This is a genomic window from Lewinellaceae bacterium (genome assembly GCA_020636105.1).
Classification (GTDB): domain Bacteria; phylum Bacteroidota; class Bacteroidia; order Chitinophagales; family Saprospiraceae; genus BCD1.
This window is the reverse complement of the sequence record JACJYL010000001.1, coordinates 2,713,796-2,734,260: the sequence shown is the minus strand read 5'-3', so window position 1 is coordinate 2,734,260 and position 20,465 is coordinate 2,713,796. Positions and strand designations below refer to the sequence as shown.

At 44.1% G+C, this 20,465-nt stretch carries 12 protein-coding genes; 8 read left to right on the top strand and 4 right to left on the bottom strand.

What is annotated here, in order from left to right:
* Positions 1-36: 36 nt before the first annotated feature.
* The 7 genes from H6571_10280 (at position 37) to H6571_10250 (ending at position 9,042) form a co-directional block, all read left to right on the top strand.
* Entirely contained in the window at positions 37-3,441 is a 3,405-nt protein-coding gene (locus tag H6571_10280) for a hypothetical protein (protein ID MCB9324110.1), read from the top strand.
* 185 nt (positions 3,442-3,626) lie between these two features.
* Entirely contained in the window at positions 3,627-4,583 is a 957-nt protein-coding gene (locus H6571_10275; protein ID MCB9324109.1) for an aldo/keto reductase, read from the top strand.
* Positions 4,584-4,869: 286 nt separating this feature from the next.
* On the top strand, positions 4,870-5,601 hold the full coding sequence (locus H6571_10270) for a threonine/serine exporter family protein (GenBank protein MCB9324108.1): 732 nt from the start codon (positions 4,870-4,872) through the stop codon (positions 5,599-5,601).
* Entirely contained in the window at positions 5,598-6,086 is a 489-nt protein-coding gene (locus tag H6571_10265; GenBank protein MCB9324107.1) for a threonine/serine exporter family protein, read from the top strand. The genes H6571_10270 and H6571_10265 overlap by 4 nt, the downstream gene beginning before the upstream one ends.
* A 159-nt stretch (positions 6,087-6,245) precedes the next feature.
* Positions 6,246-7,133 (top strand): carbon-nitrogen hydrolase, encoded by an 888-nt coding sequence (locus H6571_10260; protein ID MCB9324106.1) that lies wholly within the window; start codon positions 6,246-6,248, stop codon positions 7,131-7,133.
* A 53-nt stretch (positions 7,134-7,186) separates the two neighbouring features.
* Entirely contained in the window at positions 7,187-8,227 is a 1,041-nt protein-coding gene (locus H6571_10255; GenBank protein MCB9324105.1) for an agmatine deiminase family protein, read from the top strand.
* Between the two features lie 182 nt (positions 8,228-8,409).
* Positions 8,410-9,042, top strand: coding sequence for an NAD(P)H-binding protein (locus H6571_10250; protein ID MCB9324104.1), 633 nt, complete (start codon positions 8,410-8,412; stop codon positions 9,040-9,042).
* Positions 9,043-9,195: 153 nt separating this feature from the next.
* Here the strand turns inward: H6571_10250 and H6571_10245 are convergent, their stop codons facing one another.
* Complete coding sequence (locus H6571_10245; GenBank protein ID MCB9324103.1) at positions 9,196-13,818, bottom strand: 2-oxoacid:acceptor oxidoreductase family protein; 4,623 nt, start codon at positions 13,816-13,818, stop codon at positions 9,196-9,198.
* Between the two features lie 487 nt (positions 13,819-14,305).
* Complete coding sequence (locus H6571_10240; GenBank protein ID MCB9324102.1) at positions 14,306-14,470, bottom strand: hypothetical protein; 165 nt, start codon at positions 14,468-14,470, stop codon at positions 14,306-14,308.
* A gap of 288 nt (positions 14,471-14,758) precedes the next feature.
* On the opposite strand from H6571_10240, the gene H6571_10235 reads away from it, so the two are divergent.
* Complete coding sequence (locus H6571_10235; GenBank protein MCB9324101.1) at positions 14,759-17,455, top strand: bifunctional acetate--CoA ligase family protein/GNAT family N-acetyltransferase; 2,697 nt, start codon at positions 14,759-14,761, stop codon at positions 17,453-17,455.
* Between the two features lie 401 nt (positions 17,456-17,856).
* Here H6571_10235 and H6571_10230 read toward each other — a convergent pair whose 3' ends face one another.
* Together H6571_10230 and H6571_10225 are read right to left on the bottom strand one after the other, a co-directional pair.
* Positions 17,857-18,654, bottom strand: coding sequence for a hypothetical protein (locus H6571_10230; protein ID MCB9324100.1), 798 nt, complete (start codon positions 18,652-18,654; stop codon positions 17,857-17,859).
* Between the two features lie 161 nt (positions 18,655-18,815).
* Positions 18,816-20,411 (bottom strand): hypothetical protein, encoded by a 1,596-nt coding sequence (locus H6571_10225; protein MCB9324099.1) that lies wholly within the window; start codon positions 20,409-20,411, stop codon positions 18,816-18,818.
* Positions 20,412-20,465 lie beyond the last annotated feature (54 nt).

The following is a 20,465-nucleotide window of genomic DNA, read 5'->3' as shown; positions in this document are numbered from 1 at the left end:
CCACTTGGAAAGGAAAGACTTTTAAACCAATACCTTATGTTCGGAAAAAAAATAATTTACCTTATATCTTTTTTACTGATTACCGTTGGAATGTCTGCTCAAAGTTTGTTGGAGGATACCGAAAACCTGCTTCAGGCACTTGATATTTTAAATAATAAGGATAAATACAAGGCCGAGGTCGATGACAAAGCATCTATCGGGATAGAACGGGTATTGCGAAGTTACGATCGTACTTTTCGGGGAGATACCAGTGGAACTTTTACGGCACAGGATCTCATGGGGGCGTTTAACACCAATGACCTGATCGCCGATTTGCTCACGAAAAATTCCCGGATCAATGGTTTAGCCAATCGTTCAGCCTATGATATTTCAGATGAAGGCGCCTTGCAGGCAGATATAGGAGGACTGTTAAAACTTCGTTCGGAAGCACTGGAAAAACTGGATTCCCTGGTGGATGACTCCTCTGCCAAAGCATTGGCGATTTTGTTTAATTACCATGAATCCGTTCCGGGGAAACCTATGATCCCGGGTAATTGGCCGGACCTCCTGGATAAATATAAAGATAATGATCTGCTTAACAACCTGATTCAAAAGCAAGCTTTTCCGCTCCGGGATTCTATTCCGGAGTCATTTTCAGAAAAAATGAAATTTTATTCAGAACAAATCGGACAAGGGCCACGCAGCAAGATCCTCGAAAGGTTATACGCCAAAGATGCGGTCTCTCCGGCTGATTATCTCTCCGTATCAAAAACCCTGGAAAGGTATGCCATTCCGCCGGTGCCTCAGCCGATGGCCATCAGCAACGCAGCACAGATCAGTAATGCAAATGTCAGGAACGGGTTTTTGCTTTCCGAAGCCGCAATTATCCAGGGGATGTTCAAATTTGTGCTCGACCGGGCCAAGGATGAGATCGTGATCAATTACCTGAACGATATGGTCACTGAGCAAAGTCCTGACCTGATTGCCTTGTTTCCTACCGTGGTGCAGCAATTTGCTGTGCAGGAGTTTAATTATTCCAATACCTACGTGGAAAGATTGCGGCAGGCATTTTATGAAGACATCCAAAAGCTGACGATCCGGTTACCGCTCTTGATGCTTGAAGACGATTACTTCAAACCCTTGCAGGGTAATCCGGTTGCTTACAATATGCTTACCATTTACAGCATGATCGGCATGGCACAGCAGGACGCTACAATAGATGAAATCTTCCCGGTTACCCATCGCTATATATACGATAGTTATGAAGAATCTTCCAAAGAAACCAACCTGGAGCTGGCAGAAAAAGCGGTGGGTTCACCTGAGTATGATGAATTGATCGCCCTTTCAGATTCCGTGAAAAACAAAATGAAGCAAGCTTACCTCTATTTATCGAATGCGGAGGCTGAAATAAATGCTAAGTTAAGTGATTTGGAACAACGTTTTCCTGAAGCTGAACATGCACCCCAGGGCAACGATTTTCTCGATCGCCCGGAATACAGTATAAAAGTACTGTTGGGAGAAGCCAACGAAGATGTTGAGTATGATTTGTTTCTGCTGCCTTCTTTGCTGAAAGGCGAACTGGATTCCACCTATATTGCCGGGTTCAATACCATACAGGGTTACGATAAATTTTTTAGCGAAGAAAAAACAACCATTCAGTGGAGAGCTGCAGGGCTTGAATTGTCCAGAAAACTGAGTGGTACCTGGTATAATGACCAATCCATTGCAGGTATTTTTCAGAATTGGCAAAAAGATTTGGTAGCCTTTAAAAATGCCGTGGACAACTGGGGCGAAGCCATCGACACCCTGGATGCCCTGCAAAATGCGATCCAGGAAGTGGAAGACAATAGAAGCCGCTTATTCGATACCATTAGAGCTGACAAACAATTCTGGATGGATAGCGTTGGGCTTAATCACGATCAAAATCTGGCTTTCAGCCTGCTGGCAAATCTGGCAAACACAGATGCATTCAGCTTAATTGATAATGATCCCGATTATATCATGATGATGTTTACGGATCCGGAGGCCAATATTGATCAATTGAAACTTCAGCGCAAACGCATCCATCTGGCCCAGGTCGAAGAAAGATTGGTGGCCCTGGACAAGAAACTCAGGGAAAAAAATCCCACCTTCTTTTTTCCAAGCCCCCTTCAGCTTTACCTGACGGAAAGGAATATGACTTCCATTCCTTATGGCTATATTTTGTCGGCAATCGAGGAACTTAGCGATTTGTTAAAAAAACTTGATCTACAATTGTGTGACGTGGATGCCAAGTTTGCCCCTTACACCAGTGCGGCCAGGAATAATGCCAAACCTGTATTGCAGTCGACGGAGATGATGACCTATTTGTTGTATGGCCTGCGTACGGAAAATACCGATAAAGAACAGATGTGGCTCACCAAGGATCAACTGGCTGGTGTGCTGGATGGCGGCCAAAAACAGGATATATTCCTTGGACTCTTGTCGCAAAAAATGTCCGGCGTTAGCGAAACTGGACCCATCAATCCCGGAGGCCTTGCTAAATTCACGCAACTGACTATTGGTGATTTAAAGGATTTACCCGCGTTCAATCTTCCGGATAGTTTGGGACGAACAGATTCGCTGGCCTTTTTTAACAAAGCCTCTTTTGCGGTAAATACACTTAATCGTTTGCTTGAACTTCCATTGGTCGTTCAACCAGGTACTATAGGTACTTTCAAACCCCTCAAAGAGCAATGGCCCGGCATGAAAAATGTCCCTGAAATTTCTACCGATGCTTTGAATTTCATATATTTTGTCAACATCAAAGACCACGGCAGGGCCGTGAGCAGCCTGATCCGTTTGTTTACCGCTTTGGATTATGAAAGCCTGAAAGTGGGAGCAGATTCCATTGTTGAAAAACGAACCTTGGCCATTGACTACCTTAAAAAATACGGTAACTTTATCGCAGGAATGATCGATGCGAGGCAGTCGGAACAGGTCAAGGATCTGCTCGACCAGATCGCGGACGAAAAAGGAAGTTCAAAGACCAAGCGGGTCAATAAAACGACGGTGGGCCTCAATGCTTTCCTCGGGGCCAATATCGGTTCTGAAACATGGTCTGGCGGAGTCCTCGAAAAAGAGGATCAATTCATCAGCCTGGCACCTACCATGCCGTTTGGATTTGCTTTCAGCCGGGTGGTCGGAAAAAAGAAACCCCAATCCTTCTCTTTGTTCCTTTCCCTGATCGACCTCGGTGGATTGTTTTCCTACCGGCTGGCTCCAAAAGCGATAGGGCAAAGTACCATCAATTTTAAAAATGTCTTCAAACCCGGTTTCCAGTTACAGTGGAACCTGATGAAATCGCCGTTTTATATAGGAGCCGGAGCGCATTTTGGGCCACAATACCGGACGTTGAATGATGATGTCATCAGCTTAAATTCCAAACGGTTTTTTATCGGTTTTGGGGTGGATGTGCCGGTGTTTACCTTTCATCCGCGGTAGTACGGTTCAATGCATCATGTTATGCAACTCAGGCGTATGAGCTGACGGATTGAATGAGGATTGATTATTTTTAGAAGACGAGACAACACCAAGAAGTGGATTTTGTGAAGGAGAGGATGTTGACAGATATGACATTCAGTAAAAGATTTTCAGCTTTGCAAGGTGAATGTTTAAATACAAGTAAAATGCAACAAACAACAACATTAGGACACAGTACCCTCCATGTAAACAGAATTGGCCTTGGCTGCATGGGTATGTCAGAGTTTTACGGGGCTTTTGATGAGAAAGAATCCATTAGAACCTTGCATAAAGCAATTGATCTGGGAGTCAATTTTTTTGACACGGCCGATATGTATGGCTGGGGAGCGAATGAACGATTATTGGGAAAGGCGTTCAAGGGGCGTTGGGATGAAGTGATTTTAGCCACCAAATTTGCCGTGATGCGGGGCCCCAATGGAGAATTTCTCGGGCTCAACGGAAAGCCGGAATATATCAGGAAGGCTTGTGACCAAAGTCTTCAGCATTTGGGTATTGAGGCCATTGATTTGTATTATATGCACCGAAAAGATCCCAACGTGGAAATTGAGGAAATTGTCGGCACCATGGCTGATCTGGTCAAACAAGGTAAGGTGAAATACATCGGCCTTTCCGAAGTTGATGCCGAAACGCTGCGTCGGGCCCACGCCGTTCATCCCATTACCGCCCTTCAAACTGAATATTCCTTATGGAGCCGTGAACCAGAACAAGCCCTTTTTGATGTTTGTAAAGAGCTCGGTATCACCTTTGTGGCATACAGCCCGCTGGGACGAGGTTTTTTGACCGGAGCGATTAAAAGCCGTGCTGATCTGGAAGCAGGAGATTTCCGGCTTGGTAATCCCCGTTTCACGGAAGCAGCGATCAAAGAAAACCTCAGGTTTGTAGAAATTGTCGATCAAATGGCGCAAAGCAAAGGAGTGTCCAAAGCACAAGTAGCCCTTGCCTGGGTGCTGAGCCAAAACGATGAAATCACCACCATTCCAGGCACGAGAAAAGTCCATCGCCTTGAAGAGAATTTAGGGGCCTATAATGTGGAACTAACCCAGGCAGACCTGGCGGTTATTGAAGCATCTATGCCCTCAAAAACAGTGGGCGAGCGGTACTAAAAGGAATATAAAAATGGCCGAATTTTCATGATCAGTTATTAAAGTTAATATTCGACTTCAAGCCGTTTAACTATATAATGTCTAAACGATGAGTTAAATATTTACAGGCGTTTCTTTTAATCCAGCAGTAGCTGTTTGAGTACCTGATAGGCTAACTGATGATGAGGATATTGACCTCAAGTATTCCAATCTTTGAATAGAAAAGCCTAAATTTGCATCCTTTTAAAGAGTTGAGCATCACCCTATGGATAACCGGCCAAAACTTATAGAAACTGCTAATTTACTGTTGGAAATTTCCTCCCTCCTTATGGTTGCCGGGGCTAATACCCACAGGGTCGAAACGAGTATCGACAGGTTTGCCTCGGTGTTAAACCTTAAGACTTCAAGCCAGATTACCCACAAATCCATTATCATGACCCTGTATGATGAGAAAACGGACCTAAGCTGTACTCGGGTAAAAAATATACCTCCCTATTTGATAAATTTCTTTATAATATCTTCCATTAGCAAGGCCAGCTGGACAGCTATAAGCGACCAATGGAATTTAGAACAGATCGCCGAAGAGATTGAGCGCATAAAAACACTAAAGAGATATCCCAGGTGGATCGTCCTCATTGCGGTCAGTTTGGCCGGAGCAGGTTTTTGCAATCTTTTTGATGGCGATTATTTAAATATGCTGGTGGCTTTTATCAGTACGCTCATTGGCTTATTCCTTTTCCAGGAAACCCATAAGCTTAGTTACAATCTGTACATCAGAATATTTCTGGGCTCCTTTGTTGCCTCTGCCTGTGCCTCCATGGGCATGGTATTTAATATTGGCTCCAATCCGCAGACCGCTTTGATGACTTCGATCCTTTTCTTGGTTCCGGGGGTTCCCCTGATCAATTCGTTTACCGATCTGCTGGATGGTCATATTGTGAATGGTGTGGTAAGATTTACGACGGGTTTAATGATCGTTCTCGCTATGGCATTGGGGTTATTTCTTAATTTGTACCTGTTTCACCTGAAAATAAGATGACAGATATTATCATTAAATTGCTGGAAGCGTCCGTTTGGTCCGGTATGGCAGCCGTAGGATTTGGTATCCTGTTCAACATTCCCAAAAACACCATTTATACGGTCTTTTTATTGGGTGCCGGCGCCGGCTTTATCAAGTTTTTATTGATCCACCTTAATATCCATGTGGTTCCCGCGACCTTTCTGGCTTCTTTTTTTGTAGGGATTGTCGGTATTCCTTTGGCCCATAAAATACACCAAACTCCGGTTGTATTCTCGATTCCTCCGGTAATTCCCATGATCCCCGGATTCTTTGCTTATAAAACCGTTGTATCTGTTATGAATTTTTTATTCATAGTGGAAGATCCTGACAAGCGGTTACTTTTAATCGATTCCATTTTTACCAATGGATTTACCATGCTTTTTGTATTGATCTCCATTACGGTAGGTGCCGGACTGCCTATGCTTATGTTGAGAAAGGATACCGTAAAACGATTGGATGAATAATGATGATTGAAACAAAAAAGGTTACAGTTTGGAATGAAGAACCCATAACCAGTCAGGCTGAAAAACACATTTAATACTTTAGGATGTTATTTCATCCGATTTTCATAGTACTTTTAAAGTTGACTTTTACCAATAAACGGAACAGCATAACAACATCTGATGAAGAAAAAATACAACATTGCCGTCGTACAACTCAACCTTAACGACATTCCGGAAAACAATTTAAAAAAATGTACCGCCTGGGTGGAAAAAGCAGCCGGTCAGGGCGCAGAAGTGATTTGTCTGCCGGAGTTATACAGCAGTCATTATTTTTGCCAAAGCGAAGATGTCGAAAATTTCGCCCTGGCGGAACCGTTGTACAGTACCTCTTTTAAGGCATTCAGTGCACTCGCCAAAGCATTAAACGTGGTCATCATTGTGCCATTTTTCGAAAAAAGAATGCAGGGGATTTATCACAACAGTGCTTACATCATAGATGTGGACGGAACGGAAGCCGGATTGTACCGAAAAATGCACATTCCCGATGATCCGCATTTTTACGAGAAATTTTATTTCACTCCTGGCGATCTGGGATTTAAAACCATCCGCACTCAGAAAGGAAAAATAGGGACACTCATCTGCTGGGACCAATGGTACCCTGAGGCTGCCCGTTTGACGGCTTTACAGGGAGCCGAAGTGTTGTTCTATCCTACGGCCATTGGCTGGCATCCGGCGGAAAAAGAAGCCTATGGAGCGAACCAATATGGTGCATGGATGAATGTCATGAAAGGCCATGCGGTGGCCAATGGCATTTATGTTGCGGCGGCCAACAGGATTGGTCTGGAACAATATTTGCCCAATACCGACGGACTTCAGTTTTGGGGAGCCTCCTTTATTGCGGGCCCGCAGGGAGAAATACTGGCACAGGCATCACACGACCAGGAAGAAATCCTGATGGCAGAGGTAGATCTGGATTTGCTGGAAAATGTCAGGCAAAACTGGCCATTTTTCAGAGACAGAAGGATTGATGCCTATGGAGAGATCACCAAAAGAGCGATAGACCAATAGCATACATTCGTTTCGCGTTCCCTTAAATTATTTTCTTTAGACTAAACGCTGATATGAGCCAAACAAAACGAAGATTTCCCGCTGAATGGGAAAAGCAAAAAGGTATTTTGTTGTGTTTTCCGCACAATGGAAACGACTGGCCCGGAAAGTACCAGGCCATCCAGTGGGCATTGGTGGAGTTTATCAAAAAAGTGGCCCAGTTTGAAAAAGTGTTTCTTGTGGTGGCGAACGAGGCATTGCAAAACAGGGTAGGGGCGATGCTCGAACGGGCGCATGTGGATACGAAACAGGTACACTATATTTTGCAAAAAACCAACCGGAGCTGGATGCGGGATTCGGGCCCCATCATCGTCGAAACCGGAAAACATAAACAGGAAGCCATCAACTTTAATTTTAATGGCTGGGCAAAATATCCTAATTATCATTTGGACAGAAATGTTCCTGCCACGGTGGCCGGGTTTTTAGGTATTCCGATGACCGTTGCCACTTACCAGGGGAAAAAGGTGGTGCTGGAAGGGGGCGCCATAGATGTCAACGGGAAAGGAACTTTACTGACCTCCGAGGAGTGTTTGTTACATCCCTCGATCCAGGTGCGCAACCAGGGATTTACAAAGGCTGATTACGAAGCGGTCTTTGCCGAATACCTGGGGGTAACCAACGTGATCTGGCTGGGCAATGGCATCCAGGGAGATGATACGCATGGGCATATTGATGATTTGTGCCGGTTTGTCAATGCCGATACCATCGTCACGGTCGTAGAATCCGATCGGAAGGATGCCAACTACCAACCGCTGCAGGATAACCTTAAACGCTTGCAGGCGGCCCATCTCGAAGATGGAAGATCTCCCAATATCATTGAATTGCCGATGCCGCAAAAACTGATGTTTGAAGACATTCGGATTCCCCCGAGTTATGCCAATTTCCTGATCATCAACGGGGCCGTTTTAGTTCCTACTTTCAATGATCCTAATGACCGGATTGCGCTCAATATCCTGGCCACTTGTTTTCCTGACCGGCAAATCATCGGTATCAATGCTATAGATCTGATCTGGGGATTTGGGACGCTACATTGTTTGAGCCAGCAGGTTTATTGAAATCATACACTACATCAAAACAAGGGAATAGGACCGTTTGAAACGACGATTTTTGAAAATAGTATAGGTGAAAAATTCGCCAAAGGTTTTAGAACTGGAAGTTGAGAAAGGTGGATAAAATGGCCGGGATGTTCCTAAGTAACTTTGCTTTAATTGCTTAAACGAGATAAAATACCCTTAAAATGAATATATCAATCATTGGAGCTTCTGCGGGCCTTGGCCTCGAAACGGTAAAAAGAGCCTTGCAGCGCAACCATGAAGTAACCACGCTTTCTCGATCGGCAATTCAGATACAGGAGAAACATTCTTTTAGATCGGTCATTGGTAACGCGACCAACAAATCGGATTTATTAAAGGCCATTCAGGATGCCGAAGCAGTAATCGTAACATTAGGAACGGGAAAGAATATGAAAGCCACTTCGCTATTTTCTGATTTTGCGAAACTCCTGGTGGAAGTTCAAAAAGAAAACAAAATAGACGTTCCTTTTATTTTCGTGACCGGTTTTGGGGCCGGCGAAAGTAAAAACTATGTGTCGTGGTTTGTAAAAATGTTTTTGAATTACTTTTTAAAGGACGTTTATGCCGACAAAACAAAATTGGAAAATATCATTTCCGGTTCCCAAATGAAATGGATAATAGTAAGGCCGGGAAGATTATTGGATGAACCATTGACCGAAAAATATCGAGTAGAAACAAAACTGTTTAAAGGCATAAACATTGGGGGAATAAATCGAGCCGATTTAGCAGATTTTTTAATTAAACAAGCAGAAAAACCTACCGAATTGAAAAAATACATCGCAATAGCTTCTAAATAAAGCGGGAGATTAAGAATGTACGATTTGCGATAATAGCGGTAGTATTTTAAGTTTTGAACTGGACAATTTCAAAAGACTCCTGCCTTGCAAAAAAAAACACCCCGACAAACATCGCTGCCGGGGTGTGATCATTTATTTAATTGCACTCTATTATTAAACTGTCACTACGCTGTCGAGTTCTTTAAGCAACTCTTTCTGCGCGATATAATCCTGGTTAATGATCCCTGCTTTACTTTGCAGCATACGCCATGCTTTACGGCGTTCTACGGTAAAGAGTACCATCTGACGGGAAAGGGTATGATATTTTTCCTTTCCGGCTTCATCAAAATCTCTCAGGTAAACACCAAAATCTTCCACGTAAGCCCGATGCGTTGGATCGAGATAACGGCGATGGGTGATGTCATCCTGGGTGATGAGTTTCAGTTTATCTTCCAGTAATACCAAACCTTCAGTAGCTTCTTTTTTTACCTTTTTGTGGTGTCTTCTAAAGCGTGCTTCCGTAATGGCCCAGTGTGCGACGGTGAACGTATATTTCTCTTTAGTGATCGCATGACGGCGTTCGAACCAGTCGAAATTGTAGTTTGGATTCCCTTTGATGTTGAGAATGTCATGGTAACTTTCCCCATCGGAAGGATTGAAAACAAACTCTGTCAATCCACGGCTGTCACGAACGAGTTGTGCCTGTACCTGTGCGCCGCTATCGGCTACACCATGCTCAGGTTGGCAAGTGGTATACGCTTCAAAGTAAGCCGTTCCCCGGTAGGTCAGTCCATCGAGTAATGCTTTGTAGAAGGTCCCGGTATTGGCCATGGAAACCCTGGCTAAGAAAGGAGAACCGTGTCCCCCCATAAAGGATTCGCCCACAGATTTCATTTCGGTCAGTTTACCCTCGGTAGCCGGGCCAAACTGGTTGAAGTCAAAACCACCCGGCATAGGAGAAGAATCGGAATTCTGTCCACCCGTATTGGAATAAACCTGGGTGTCAAGCATCAAAATTTTGACGTTTGGCCGGTTTTGAAGCACCACTTTGGAAGTGTTCTGGAAACCGATGTCTCCAATTGCACCGTCTCCACCGATGGCCCATACTTTAGGCAACTCGAGGATCTCGTTGTCCGTCATTAAAGTATCGGTGAAGTGGTTGTAATAGAAGAAATCATTTTCAGTGAAACCATTTTCAAAACCTGAAATGACTGTATCGGCAAGGCGTTCCGGAATGACGGATAACAAGGCGTGGTCTCTCATGAAGCCTTCACCCACTAACCATCCGATTGTAGTACCATCCTGGAACAGGCTGTTCATCCATGGATATGGGTGAGGATTGTTCGGAGGGGTAGATCCGTAAACGGAGTTACATCCGGTATGGGCCGTCATGGCCATGACAGACATTCCTTTGGGTTTCCAGTCTTCAATAGTCTGAACAGAATCGTGCTTGTCCGCATCATAATTGATGGCATTGATCAATCCCTGGAGTACTTCGGCATCTCCGCCCTTAAATTCAGCGGCAATCCTGGCTTCAGTGGCTTCCAAATTTTCCGCGCCATAACCCATCAGGATATGCAGTACGGTTGTTTTAAAAATATGATAAGCCTTTTCGTCCCGCTTTTTAAGATCGGCCAGAGCATCCAGTCCATTCTCTAACAAGAGATTCATTTTACCTCTCAGTCGTTCCGCTTTTTTATGGAAAATCGGACGCATCAACGCTTCGGTCAATGTGGAAGTCGAGCGTAAAACAGATTTTTCACCGCAACCTGCACAAGCTCCATCCCCTGCTACCAATGCATTGTATACGGACTGAACCATGAGGTGATTTTTCAAGGCTGCAGCCTTAGAATCCTGAGGATGTTCTGAATCATATATTCCCAGGTATTTTTGCGGAGTATCCGGCAAGAAATTCAGGAATTGGCTGGTAGAGGTCATGACTGCGTGCATCTCTTCGGATTCCGGAACCATTTGCAGGGCTTCATGTTTTCCGCAAGCTTCGACACAAGCGCCACATCCTTTACATAAGTCGGAAATGAAGATGGAGAATATACCCCCTGCGCCAGATTCTTTTTTCTCCAGGCCACTAAATATCGCTTTAGTGTTGAGGAATGCCAGGGGCAGGATGTCGAGGATCTGGTGCATCTGGTAAATAGCATCTTCAGTAATCAATGGATCCTGTAGGCTTCTCAGGTGATGGGTCACGATGTTGGCAAATTTAGCCTTTCCATCGCCGTCGCCATGAATATCCTTGGCGTTGGCGTATTCCAGCATTTCTTCCCTAATAGCGGGCTCGATTTCCGGAATATGGCTGATGATTTGCGCTCTCACCTTTTCATCTGAAACATAGTGGTTAGCCGCTGCAAGTATATAAGTGGCTACCGATTGAGTTGTATTAGGCATGGCTGTATCCGGACAAATGGTGATACATTCCATACACTGGGTACAGTTTTCTTCTATAAAAATAGGCACCTGGCGACGGGCGACATACTTACTGGCTGTCGCTCCTGTTCCGGAAGCTACCATACCAACGGAAGCCAAAGGACTAGATGGTTGATTATATCCTAACCCGGCGCGGAATTCTGCGTCAAAGGTAGACATCTTGAACATCGGTGCCTTAGTGGATTCTGGAATGGCGTCCAGGTGGAGGTTGACGGAGCAAGGCAGGATGCCTTCCAGACTGAATGCTGAATTGTCTTTGGCATTCATCTCGCCAACAGGTACTTCAAAAACTTTGGTAAACCCTGCGTTCATTACATCCATATTGGAAGCTACAACATCGTCTCCAAAACGGCCGAATTTCTTCTTATACTGTTCGTGAACGGTATCCAGGAATTCCTGTGCCGGGATATTGTAATGATCGAGGAATGGGGAAACCTTGAAGAATGCTCCGAGGAAGGCATTACCCTGCATCCTGGTTTGCAGTTCTTCACGGTCGGTAGCCTTTTTGGCAATATCAAACCCGTTGAGGGCGTATAGTTTTATGTTTTTATCGATGAGTTCCTGACGATATTTTGTAGGGATGCGTTCCCATACTTTTTGAGGATCGCTTTCGGCACTTTCCCAGATAAAGGCTCCTCCATCGGTCAATCCATCCAGTGGATCGGTATGCAGGAATATTTTCGGGTCAGAGCAAAGCACTACATTAACGTGGCGCAAGTCGCAATTCACCCGGACACGTTCCGGTGCGGCGACGAGGAAGTAATTGGTAGGCGCTCCCTTTTTCTCGGAACCGTATTTTGGGTTCGCGCTGAGGTTGACGACTTCCTTGAGTTCGCCGGTTTCTTCATAAAGGTTATCCCTTTTGGCCACATAACTCGAAAGATCACCTAAAATGCTGCCCAGGTTTTTACCGGTAGTGATCATTCCCCATCCTCCGATGGAGTGGAAACGGACTGCGATAGAGTCTTTAGGAAGCCCTGATGGTTTTTCGTCTGATTCGACGTTGTAAGGGTGATCGATGCCAAGGTAGAAAAAGCGTACGCCATCATTGATGGTTTTGCCATCTTTACGAGCCAGGCGACCTTCTGCAAAATCATAGGCTCCGATGATGGCTTCCGGACGGAAATCTCTGGATCCCAATCCGTAACTTCCTGACAAGACGTGTGGTTTTTCGTTTGCCGGATCAATGGCTCCTAAGCCTTCGTAAGCATTTTTTCTAAAATTACTTTCTGCTTTCCTCAGGGCGAGTTTGATCTCTCGGGTCAGTGGGTTACTTCCTGAGAGGGATTCGTCTGTTCTTTCCAGCACGATAACTTCTTTCTTGCCTCTCAAAGCTTCGATGATTTCTTTTTCAGGGAAAGGACGAATGACGTTGATGTGGATGACCCCAACATCCACGCCTCTTGTTTCTTTCAGATAATCAATGACTGCTTCAATATTTTCTGCCGCGCTACCGAGGGCTACGAATACTGTTTCAGCATTTTCACAATTGTATTGAGAGATCATTCCGTATTTTCTTCCGGTCAGTTCTCCAAATTCTTTATAGGCATCACGTAAAAAATCCCCAATAGGTTCAGAGAAATTATTACGACGGGCAGCCACACCATTCATATAGTGTTCCTGGTTTTGAACAGGACCCAGCAACATTGGGTTCTCCAGGTCAATCCCTGCAGGAACTCTTCTTCTTTTTGGTCCGAATAATGTTTTCTGAGCTTCAGTCGGACATTCGATGATGTCTTCCGGAGCGCCAAGGAATTCACGGATTAAGGCTGCTTCCGGCATGCGGAAGGTTCTTTCCAGGTGAGTGGTAAGAAATCCATCCTGGGAGTTCAATCCTGGATTCAGGCTTAATTCAGTGACCTTTCTTAATATAATGGACTGGTCAGCTGCCTGTTGGGCATTTTTGGCAAAAAGCATGATCCAGCCGGTATCCATAGCAGCATAAAAGTCATCATGACCACAGTGAACATTTAAGGCGTGTTTGGTCAGTGCTCTGGCGCCCACCTCAAGTACCATAGTACTCAATTTGCCGGGGGCATGGTAATATTGCTCCAAACCATAGACAATACCTTGTCCGGAAGTGAAGTTTACCACCCGTTTACCGGTGACGGATAAAGCAATGGCTCCACCCTGAGCGGCGTGTTCTCCTTCGGTTTCAATAGCGGTCAAAGCTTTGCCAAAAGCATTTAATTCCCCTTTTGCAAATAATAATTGAAAATTCTCACCCATTTGTGTGGAAGGAGTAATAGGGTAAAAAACTCCGGCATCAACGATGAGTGCTTCAGTCGCTGATACAATGGTGTTCCCGTCAGTGGTAATTCGTTTCCCCGGGTATTTGACTTTGTTTTGTTGCATCTCTAAAGGATTTATTACTTAAAAAATCGGTTCAAAGTTAAGGCCTTATTGAGGTGCCAGAGAATGACTAACGACAGCGAAAGATTTTAATAGGAATGATTTTTGTCACCCATTCGGAAATCGTGGTAGTCCTTCTCCCCCCTGATTTTAACAGTAAAAGGCTTCGTTTTGGACTTGTTTTTAATCCATCATTTTGGACTTTTTTCCAGCGAATAAAGGAGCAGTAAGGGAAAAAATTTCGAATTCCCTGAAAAAATGGTGATGTTTTGAAAGGTACCGTGCACCGTGCCTACGGCACTTGCTTTTTTTTCTTTTTGGGGATGGTGTCTCCCTCAAAGAGGTATCGTGCCTACTGCACTAATAAACCCAAGTTGTGATGCAACTTGTGAAAAGTTCAAATTGCAAATTACAATCTTCAAATTTGTGATTTACAGTTGCTATCTTTTTTTTAATTGACAAGTTGCCGATTTATCGCCACTTGGATTAATTAATCAAAAAACCTTGCGATGCTGCATTGGTGGAATTCAAAAAATGCCGTAGGCATGAAAGCTTCCAGCCGGAGGCGAGGCGTCTCCGGCTGGAAAGAGGGCACCAAAGTTCCGTAGGAACGGCACAAAGTTTCCTTTTTAGCGAAATTTTCCAAAAAAAGCATTGATTTGAGTATTTTGGCGACCTGGTTTATGCACGTAAAACCCGAAGGCCGCCACAAAAAAGTTAACTTTAACCTCTTTTGGGTGGCAAAACTCATACCCTAATCTTGCTAAAAGTCACCTTTTGTTTATTTGGATTGGACTTACCTTTGTCGCGTTTTTAAGCACAAAACCATCCGTAGCTAAATAAAACCGAATTGATTGTGTAATGAACAGGGCAGGAAAACAGAGGAGCTTGAAAAAATCGCTTCCGTTTTCCGTTTCATCCATTACATTTTATCTAAATTTAGCTGACAACAAAAAAAGAACAAAAAGTGGTTACTAAAAAATTAACGCGTTTATTCAACCCTAAAGTGGTAGCAATTATTGGAGCTTCTGCGCACGAAGGTGCCGTGGGGCATTCATTGGTCAGAAACATTATTGGTTCTGGTTTTGACGGGATTGTGTATCCTATCAACCCTAAGCGGGATAATATCCTGGGCGTAAAGACCTACTCAAGTATTCAGGAAATTCCGGATCAGGTTGATCTGGCCATCATAGCCACACCGGCCAAGACCGTTTTGGCACTCGTGGAAGAATGTGGTATGGCCGGCGTTTCAGGTATTGTACTGATCTCTGCCGGGTTTGCCGAAGCAGGAGAAGAAGGCAGAGCGATGACCAAAGAAATCCTAAAAACCGTTCGCCGATATAATATGCGTCTGATCGGCCCCAACTGCCTTGGATTTATACGGCCTTCCATAAAACTTAATGCCAGTTTTGCCAATAAGATGGCCTTGCCCGGCAAGATCGCTTTCATCTCTCAAAGTGGCGCCTTATGTACGGCCATCCTCGACTGGTCCATCAAGATGAATGTGGGTTTCAGCCACTTCGTTTCCATTGGTTCCATGATCGACGTGAGTTTTGATGACCTGATCGATTACTTTGGCAGTGACCCTTATACTTCCAGTATTGTGATTTATATGGAATCGCTGATCGATGCACGCAAGTTTTTGAGTGCGGCCAGGGCTTATGCAAGGAACAAACCCATCATCGTCCTGAAGGCGGGAAAAAGCTCTGAAGGAGCCCAGGCGGCCATGTCACACACGGGTAGCCTTGCCGGCAACGATTTCGTTTTTGATGCGGCCTTCAAACGCGCAGGTATCATCCGGGTAGATACGATAGGAGAATTGTTCCATATCGCCCAGTCCTTGTCAATGCAGGAAAAACCCTCCGGTAAAAAAATGGCCATGATCACCAACGCGGGAGGACCCGGGGTCATCGCTACAGATTTACTCATCGCCAAGGGCGGGGAGCTGGCCACTTTATCCCCGGAAACCATTGAAGAGCTCAACGGACACCTTTCTCCTTTCTGGAGCCATAACAACCCGATCGACGTACTCGGGGATGCCGGACCGGAACAATACAGAAAGGCGGTTGAAGTGTGTGTCAATGATCCTAATGTTGATGGAATTCTTATCATACTGACTCCCCAGGCCATGACTGATTCCAAAGCCATTGCAGAGGCTATTGTGACCATCCCCAATTTAGAACGAAAAACCGTTTTGGCTTCCTGGATGGGAGCCGATGATGTGCAGGCAGGAAGGGAGGTACTTGAGCAACACAGCATTCCGGTGTACAGTATTCCGGAAAACGCGGTCAGGTGTTTCATGTATATGTACGATTACAAACGAAACCTAAAAACGATCTACCAGACTCCGGCTGTCATTCCAAGTGCTTTCCTTCCCAAAACTGAGGAGAACCGCCAGTTGATGAGAAATGTATTGGCAGACGGCCGTAAAGTTATGACCGAGTTTGAAGCCAAGCAGTTTCTCGACAACTACCAGATCAATGTCATCAGGAACGGATTGGCGGCTACCAAAGAAGAAGCGATGCAACTGGCCGATGAACTCGGTTATCCTGTGGTGATGAAGATCGCTTCTCCTGACATTTTGCACAAAACGGATGTCGGTGGGGTTGTGCTGAATATCAAAAAAAGAGAAGATGTCGGGCGTTATTTTGACGAGATTCTTGAATCTTCCCTTGCGGCGGTTCCGGATGCAGACATCAAAGGAATCTTTGTGGAACAAATGATGAAAAAGCGGTATGAACTGATCATCGGAGCCAAAAGAGACCCGATTTTCGGCCCTACCATCGTATTCGGAATGGGAGGGGTGGCTGTGGAAGTCTTTAAAGATACTACCGTAGGTTTGCCTCCATTGAATATGGCCCTGGCAGAACGAATGATCGAGGACACCAAAATTTATAAGCTGCTCAAAGGATATCGTGGAATGCCGGGAGCAGATCTTACGGCCATACAGTTCCTGTTGTACAAGTTTGCCTACCTCCTCATGGATTTTCCCGAAATTGAGGAGATTGATATCAACCCGTTTGGAGTGGATGAACATGGAGGCGTAGTGCTGGATGCAAAGGTCGTGCTCGATGGCAATGAAGTGAATCCCAATCACCGGTACAAGCATCTGGTTATTTCTCCTTATCCGTCAAAATATATTTCTGAGTACACGCTTAAAAACGGGGAAAAAGCCATTTTGCGGCCGATCAAACCGGAGGATGAAGCGATGGAGAAAGAGATGTTTACCAAATTTTCGGAAAGAACCCAGAGATTCCGCTTTTTCCAGCTGATCAAAGATATCTCCCACGATCAACTGGTGCGCTATACGCAGATCGACTATGATCGGGAAATTGCTATCATCGCGGAATTGGATGAAGATGGCCGAAAAGTAATGGCCGGCGTCGGCCGACTGATCTCCGATCAGTATAATGAAGCGGCAGAATTTGCAGTGGTCATCGCCGACCCATGGCACAGCCAGGGATTAGGCAATAAGTTTTTGGACTACATCCTCGAAATCGCTACAGGCCGGGGCATTCACAAAGTATATGCCAGTATTTTATTCGAAAACCACATCATGCTGCATATGTTCAGGAAGCGTGGCTTTACCATGAAGACCGTAGAGGACGGTTATTATGCAGAACTGGTGGTAAATGAATAGAGGATAATTGGAATTAAAGATTAGTGTAGAATATAAAAACATGAGTCATCCCGAATTTCATCTAATCAGATTAAATTCGGGATTTTTCTTTTACAAAAGAAATAAACCGCAAAATTTAAAACAAGTAACCGCAAAATTTAGAAGTGTTTGGGTCGTGGGTTAGGTGTTTTGCGACAAAAAATGACTTTTTTCCAAAACCCAAACCTTTTGCCCACTCACTTTTACACCCGCCTTCCTGCGTCAGCAGGCAGGTTTTAAATTCCTTGTTTTACACCTGCCTTCCTGCGTCTGCAGGCAGGTTTTACATTTAAAAAATACTTCAAATAATCAAAAAATTTCTATTTCAGACAGTTTTTGAAAATTCGGGATGAACTTATGTTTTATTTTCCTTAACGGTTTTCCTAATCATCAATTTTTAACTTCAGCAAAACCATGTGGGCTAAATCTGACTTTAAAATATGATACTTATTATCCTCGTAATCCTGCAGGGTTATTGAATCCTTAGCGGCCAGGTTATAATTTGATCTTTTAAACCTGGCATATATTTTTTTTACTTTCTCTGTATTAGGTTTGCCATCCTCTCCTTTGGTTCCGTCTCCTTGTCTGATTTCACCTAAATAGCTGAAAATAAAAATCAGGGATCTGAAAACATCTTCCTTTTTTTCCGGCTCAAAGCTAATATTGATCGACCTTCCCTCTCCTTTTTTGACATAACTATCAATCGTTTCACTCAAAAGGTCAATTTGTTTGTAAAAACCTCCATTGTTGCATAATGCCAGTTCATTTTTGTAATGTTCCAGGGAATCCTGAATGACTTCGCATAATTTTGAAGTATCTATTGGGCCATGGTCGGAATTAGTAAAGCTATTATTTGAATTTAGGAGATTGCCAATTTGAGCAATTTTTTGGTCTATAGTAAACGATGAGTCTTTAATTTCAGATCTTAAAACGTGGTTAACCCATAAATTATCAACCTTCTCAGCGGTTTTATCATTAGAAAACAAGGGGGCAATAAATTCAGTGATGGCAAAAAGGACCGCTATGACCAGCGTAAAAGCCATATAGTTTCTGATAGAGCCCAACATGGGTTCTCTTACTTGCTGTTGGTCCTGTTCTTTGGATAGTAACCGGTAGGAAAGAATAGCTAAGGCCAGGGTGATGCCAATGGCTCCATAATTCAAAAATTCTAAAAAATTCATGGCAGGTGTTTAAATTGATACAATCATTGCGACGGTGAAAGTATTACATTTTTTTTATTTGGAAGCATAAAATGGCTTCCAGCTTATTTGGTTTAACTGCCAGATCACCGTCGATCAGAGGTAAAACACCCTATTCTTTTCCTGCAAAACGCCAATTATTATCATTTCTCAAAAAACAAATTCGCGAACCGGTATCGCTTGCCTCTTTCTCCATAAATGACCATCTTCCTGCTGCCGGTCTGATGACAGATTTTAGGCCGTGTAATGATATTGGCATCCCTGTTGGAAAACAACGGCCAGGTATTGAGCTCACCATCTTTTGAAATTTCAGCGAGGGCTACCACTGAATTTCGGCCATCAAAATAATAAATCCTTTTGCGGGTTCTCCGGTTTTCTTTTTCCGAAAAATTCCTGATGTTGTCGTTGAAGACGAAATATATTTTATCACGTACGACGGCCTTGGCATAGGAAGAATAATAGCCTCCATCATCCCGCGTCTGCTGACGTTTGGGAATATGCGTGGCCCATTCAATGCTGCCGTCGGGGCGAATGTTTACGACTATGATGTCATTGTAATTGTAATAATAAATGGAATGGCTAATTCCTGAACGGTCGTAGTAGGTTCTTGTTTCGATATAATATTGTTCCGCAATGAGCACTGCTCCACCGTCACTGCGCAGGATGAGGTCATCCAGGGAATACCGGTACAGTTCTGGCGCCCTCCGTGAATTGCCGGATTCTTCTGCTTTTTTTGCCCGCTGTTTGGCGCCATCCGACATGTATTCGGTCAGGAATTCAAAGTCGAATGGTTTTAGATGGATATTGAAGGTTTCTTTTGTTTTGGCGTTGATGCCAAAAAAACAGGTGCCTTTCATGCTGTAACTCAATTTTTCGGAATAGAATCCGGCACAAACCAGGTTGCCGTCGTTCCCGATTTTAAACGTGAGGTCAGTGATGAATTTGTCCTGAAGATCAATTTTGTATTCCGAGGCTTCCTGACTTTCATTGGTGTAAGCCAAAACGATATAGTGGTAATTGGGCTTGCCGTTCCGGGTCGTTCTCAGGCGGTCATAATACAATTTGCCCAGTAAATATACATTCCCCTCATTATCTATTTGGTAAGCTTCCAATGACAATAATTCATCAGGGTAGGGCAGGGTGATCTCCCGGTTCCACAAAGGATTGAAACTGTTGTCAAAAACATTCAGGGTAAACCTTTCCGCGTCTTTCCGCTTATAAGGCAGTTGCCCGTAAACCAAAACTTTCGAAGAGTCTTTTGATAGTTGAATATCATAAGAACCTTCTTTAAGCCAGCTGCCCGTATTGATTTCGGCGATTTTATTGATTTTATTGGAAGGGGTGAACCGGGAAGAAAGGGTTTGATAAAAAAGGAAGCTGGTTTCCTTGGCCTTGTTGTTGTAACTGGTCAACAGGTACAATTGCCCATTCAGATAAATCAGGTCCTCAAACTGGAGGTTGTTCCCGTCGAATTCGAGAGCGATCTTTTCAGAACGCTTCAAATTCATTTTTTCATCGTATTGTTCGACATAAATTTTGGGCGTATTTTCCAATAATCCTGTCTTATGCCTTACCGTGATCATTCCTGAGCTATTGGAATTTACGATCTTATCAATATAGGTATTGGCAGGCTCTTTGAGCTCTTCCCCCCAACTGATGGTGGCTGGCAAATCTTCCATCTGCCCCCATACCGAAACAGAAACCAAAAGTATCGTAAAAAGAAGGATAGTTTTTTTCATAGCTTAAGCAAATTGATTATTGTCTTTTGATCACATAAGAGGCCATTTTACCAT

Bases quoted from the DNA above. Each gene is read 5' to 3' on its own strand.
- H6571_10280 (MCB9324110.1), top strand. From the start codon at position 37: ATGTTCGGAAAAAAAATAATTTACCTTATATCTTTTTTACTGATTACC.
- H6571_10275 (MCB9324109.1), top strand. From the start codon at position 3,627: ATGCAACAAACAACAACATTAGGACACAGTACCCTCCATGTAAACAGA.
- H6571_10265 (MCB9324107.1), top strand. From the start codon at position 5,598: ATGACAGATATTATCATTAAATTGCTGGAAGCGTCCGTTTGGTCCGGT.
- H6571_10260 (MCB9324106.1), top strand. From the start codon at position 6,246: ATGAAGAAAAAATACAACATTGCCGTCGTACAACTCAACCTTAACGAC.
- H6571_10255 (MCB9324105.1), top strand. From the start codon at position 7,187: ATGAGCCAAACAAAACGAAGATTTCCCGCTGAATGGGAAAAGCAAAAA.
- H6571_10250 (MCB9324104.1), top strand. From the start codon at position 8,410: ATGAATATATCAATCATTGGAGCTTCTGCGGGCCTTGGCCTCGAAACG.
- H6571_10245 (MCB9324103.1), bottom strand. From the start codon at position 13,818: ATGCAACAAAACAAAGTCAAATACCCGGGGAAACGAATTACCACTGAC.
- H6571_10240 (MCB9324102.1), bottom strand. From the start codon at position 14,470: ATGCTTTTTTTGGAAAATTTCGCTAAAAAGGAAACTTTGTGCCGTTCC.
- H6571_10230 (MCB9324100.1), bottom strand. From the start codon at position 18,654: ATGAATTTTTTAGAATTTTTGAATTATGGAGCCATTGGCATCACCCTG.
- H6571_10225 (MCB9324099.1), bottom strand. From the start codon at position 20,411: ATGAAAAAAACTATCCTTCTTTTTACGATACTTTTGGTTTCTGTTTCG.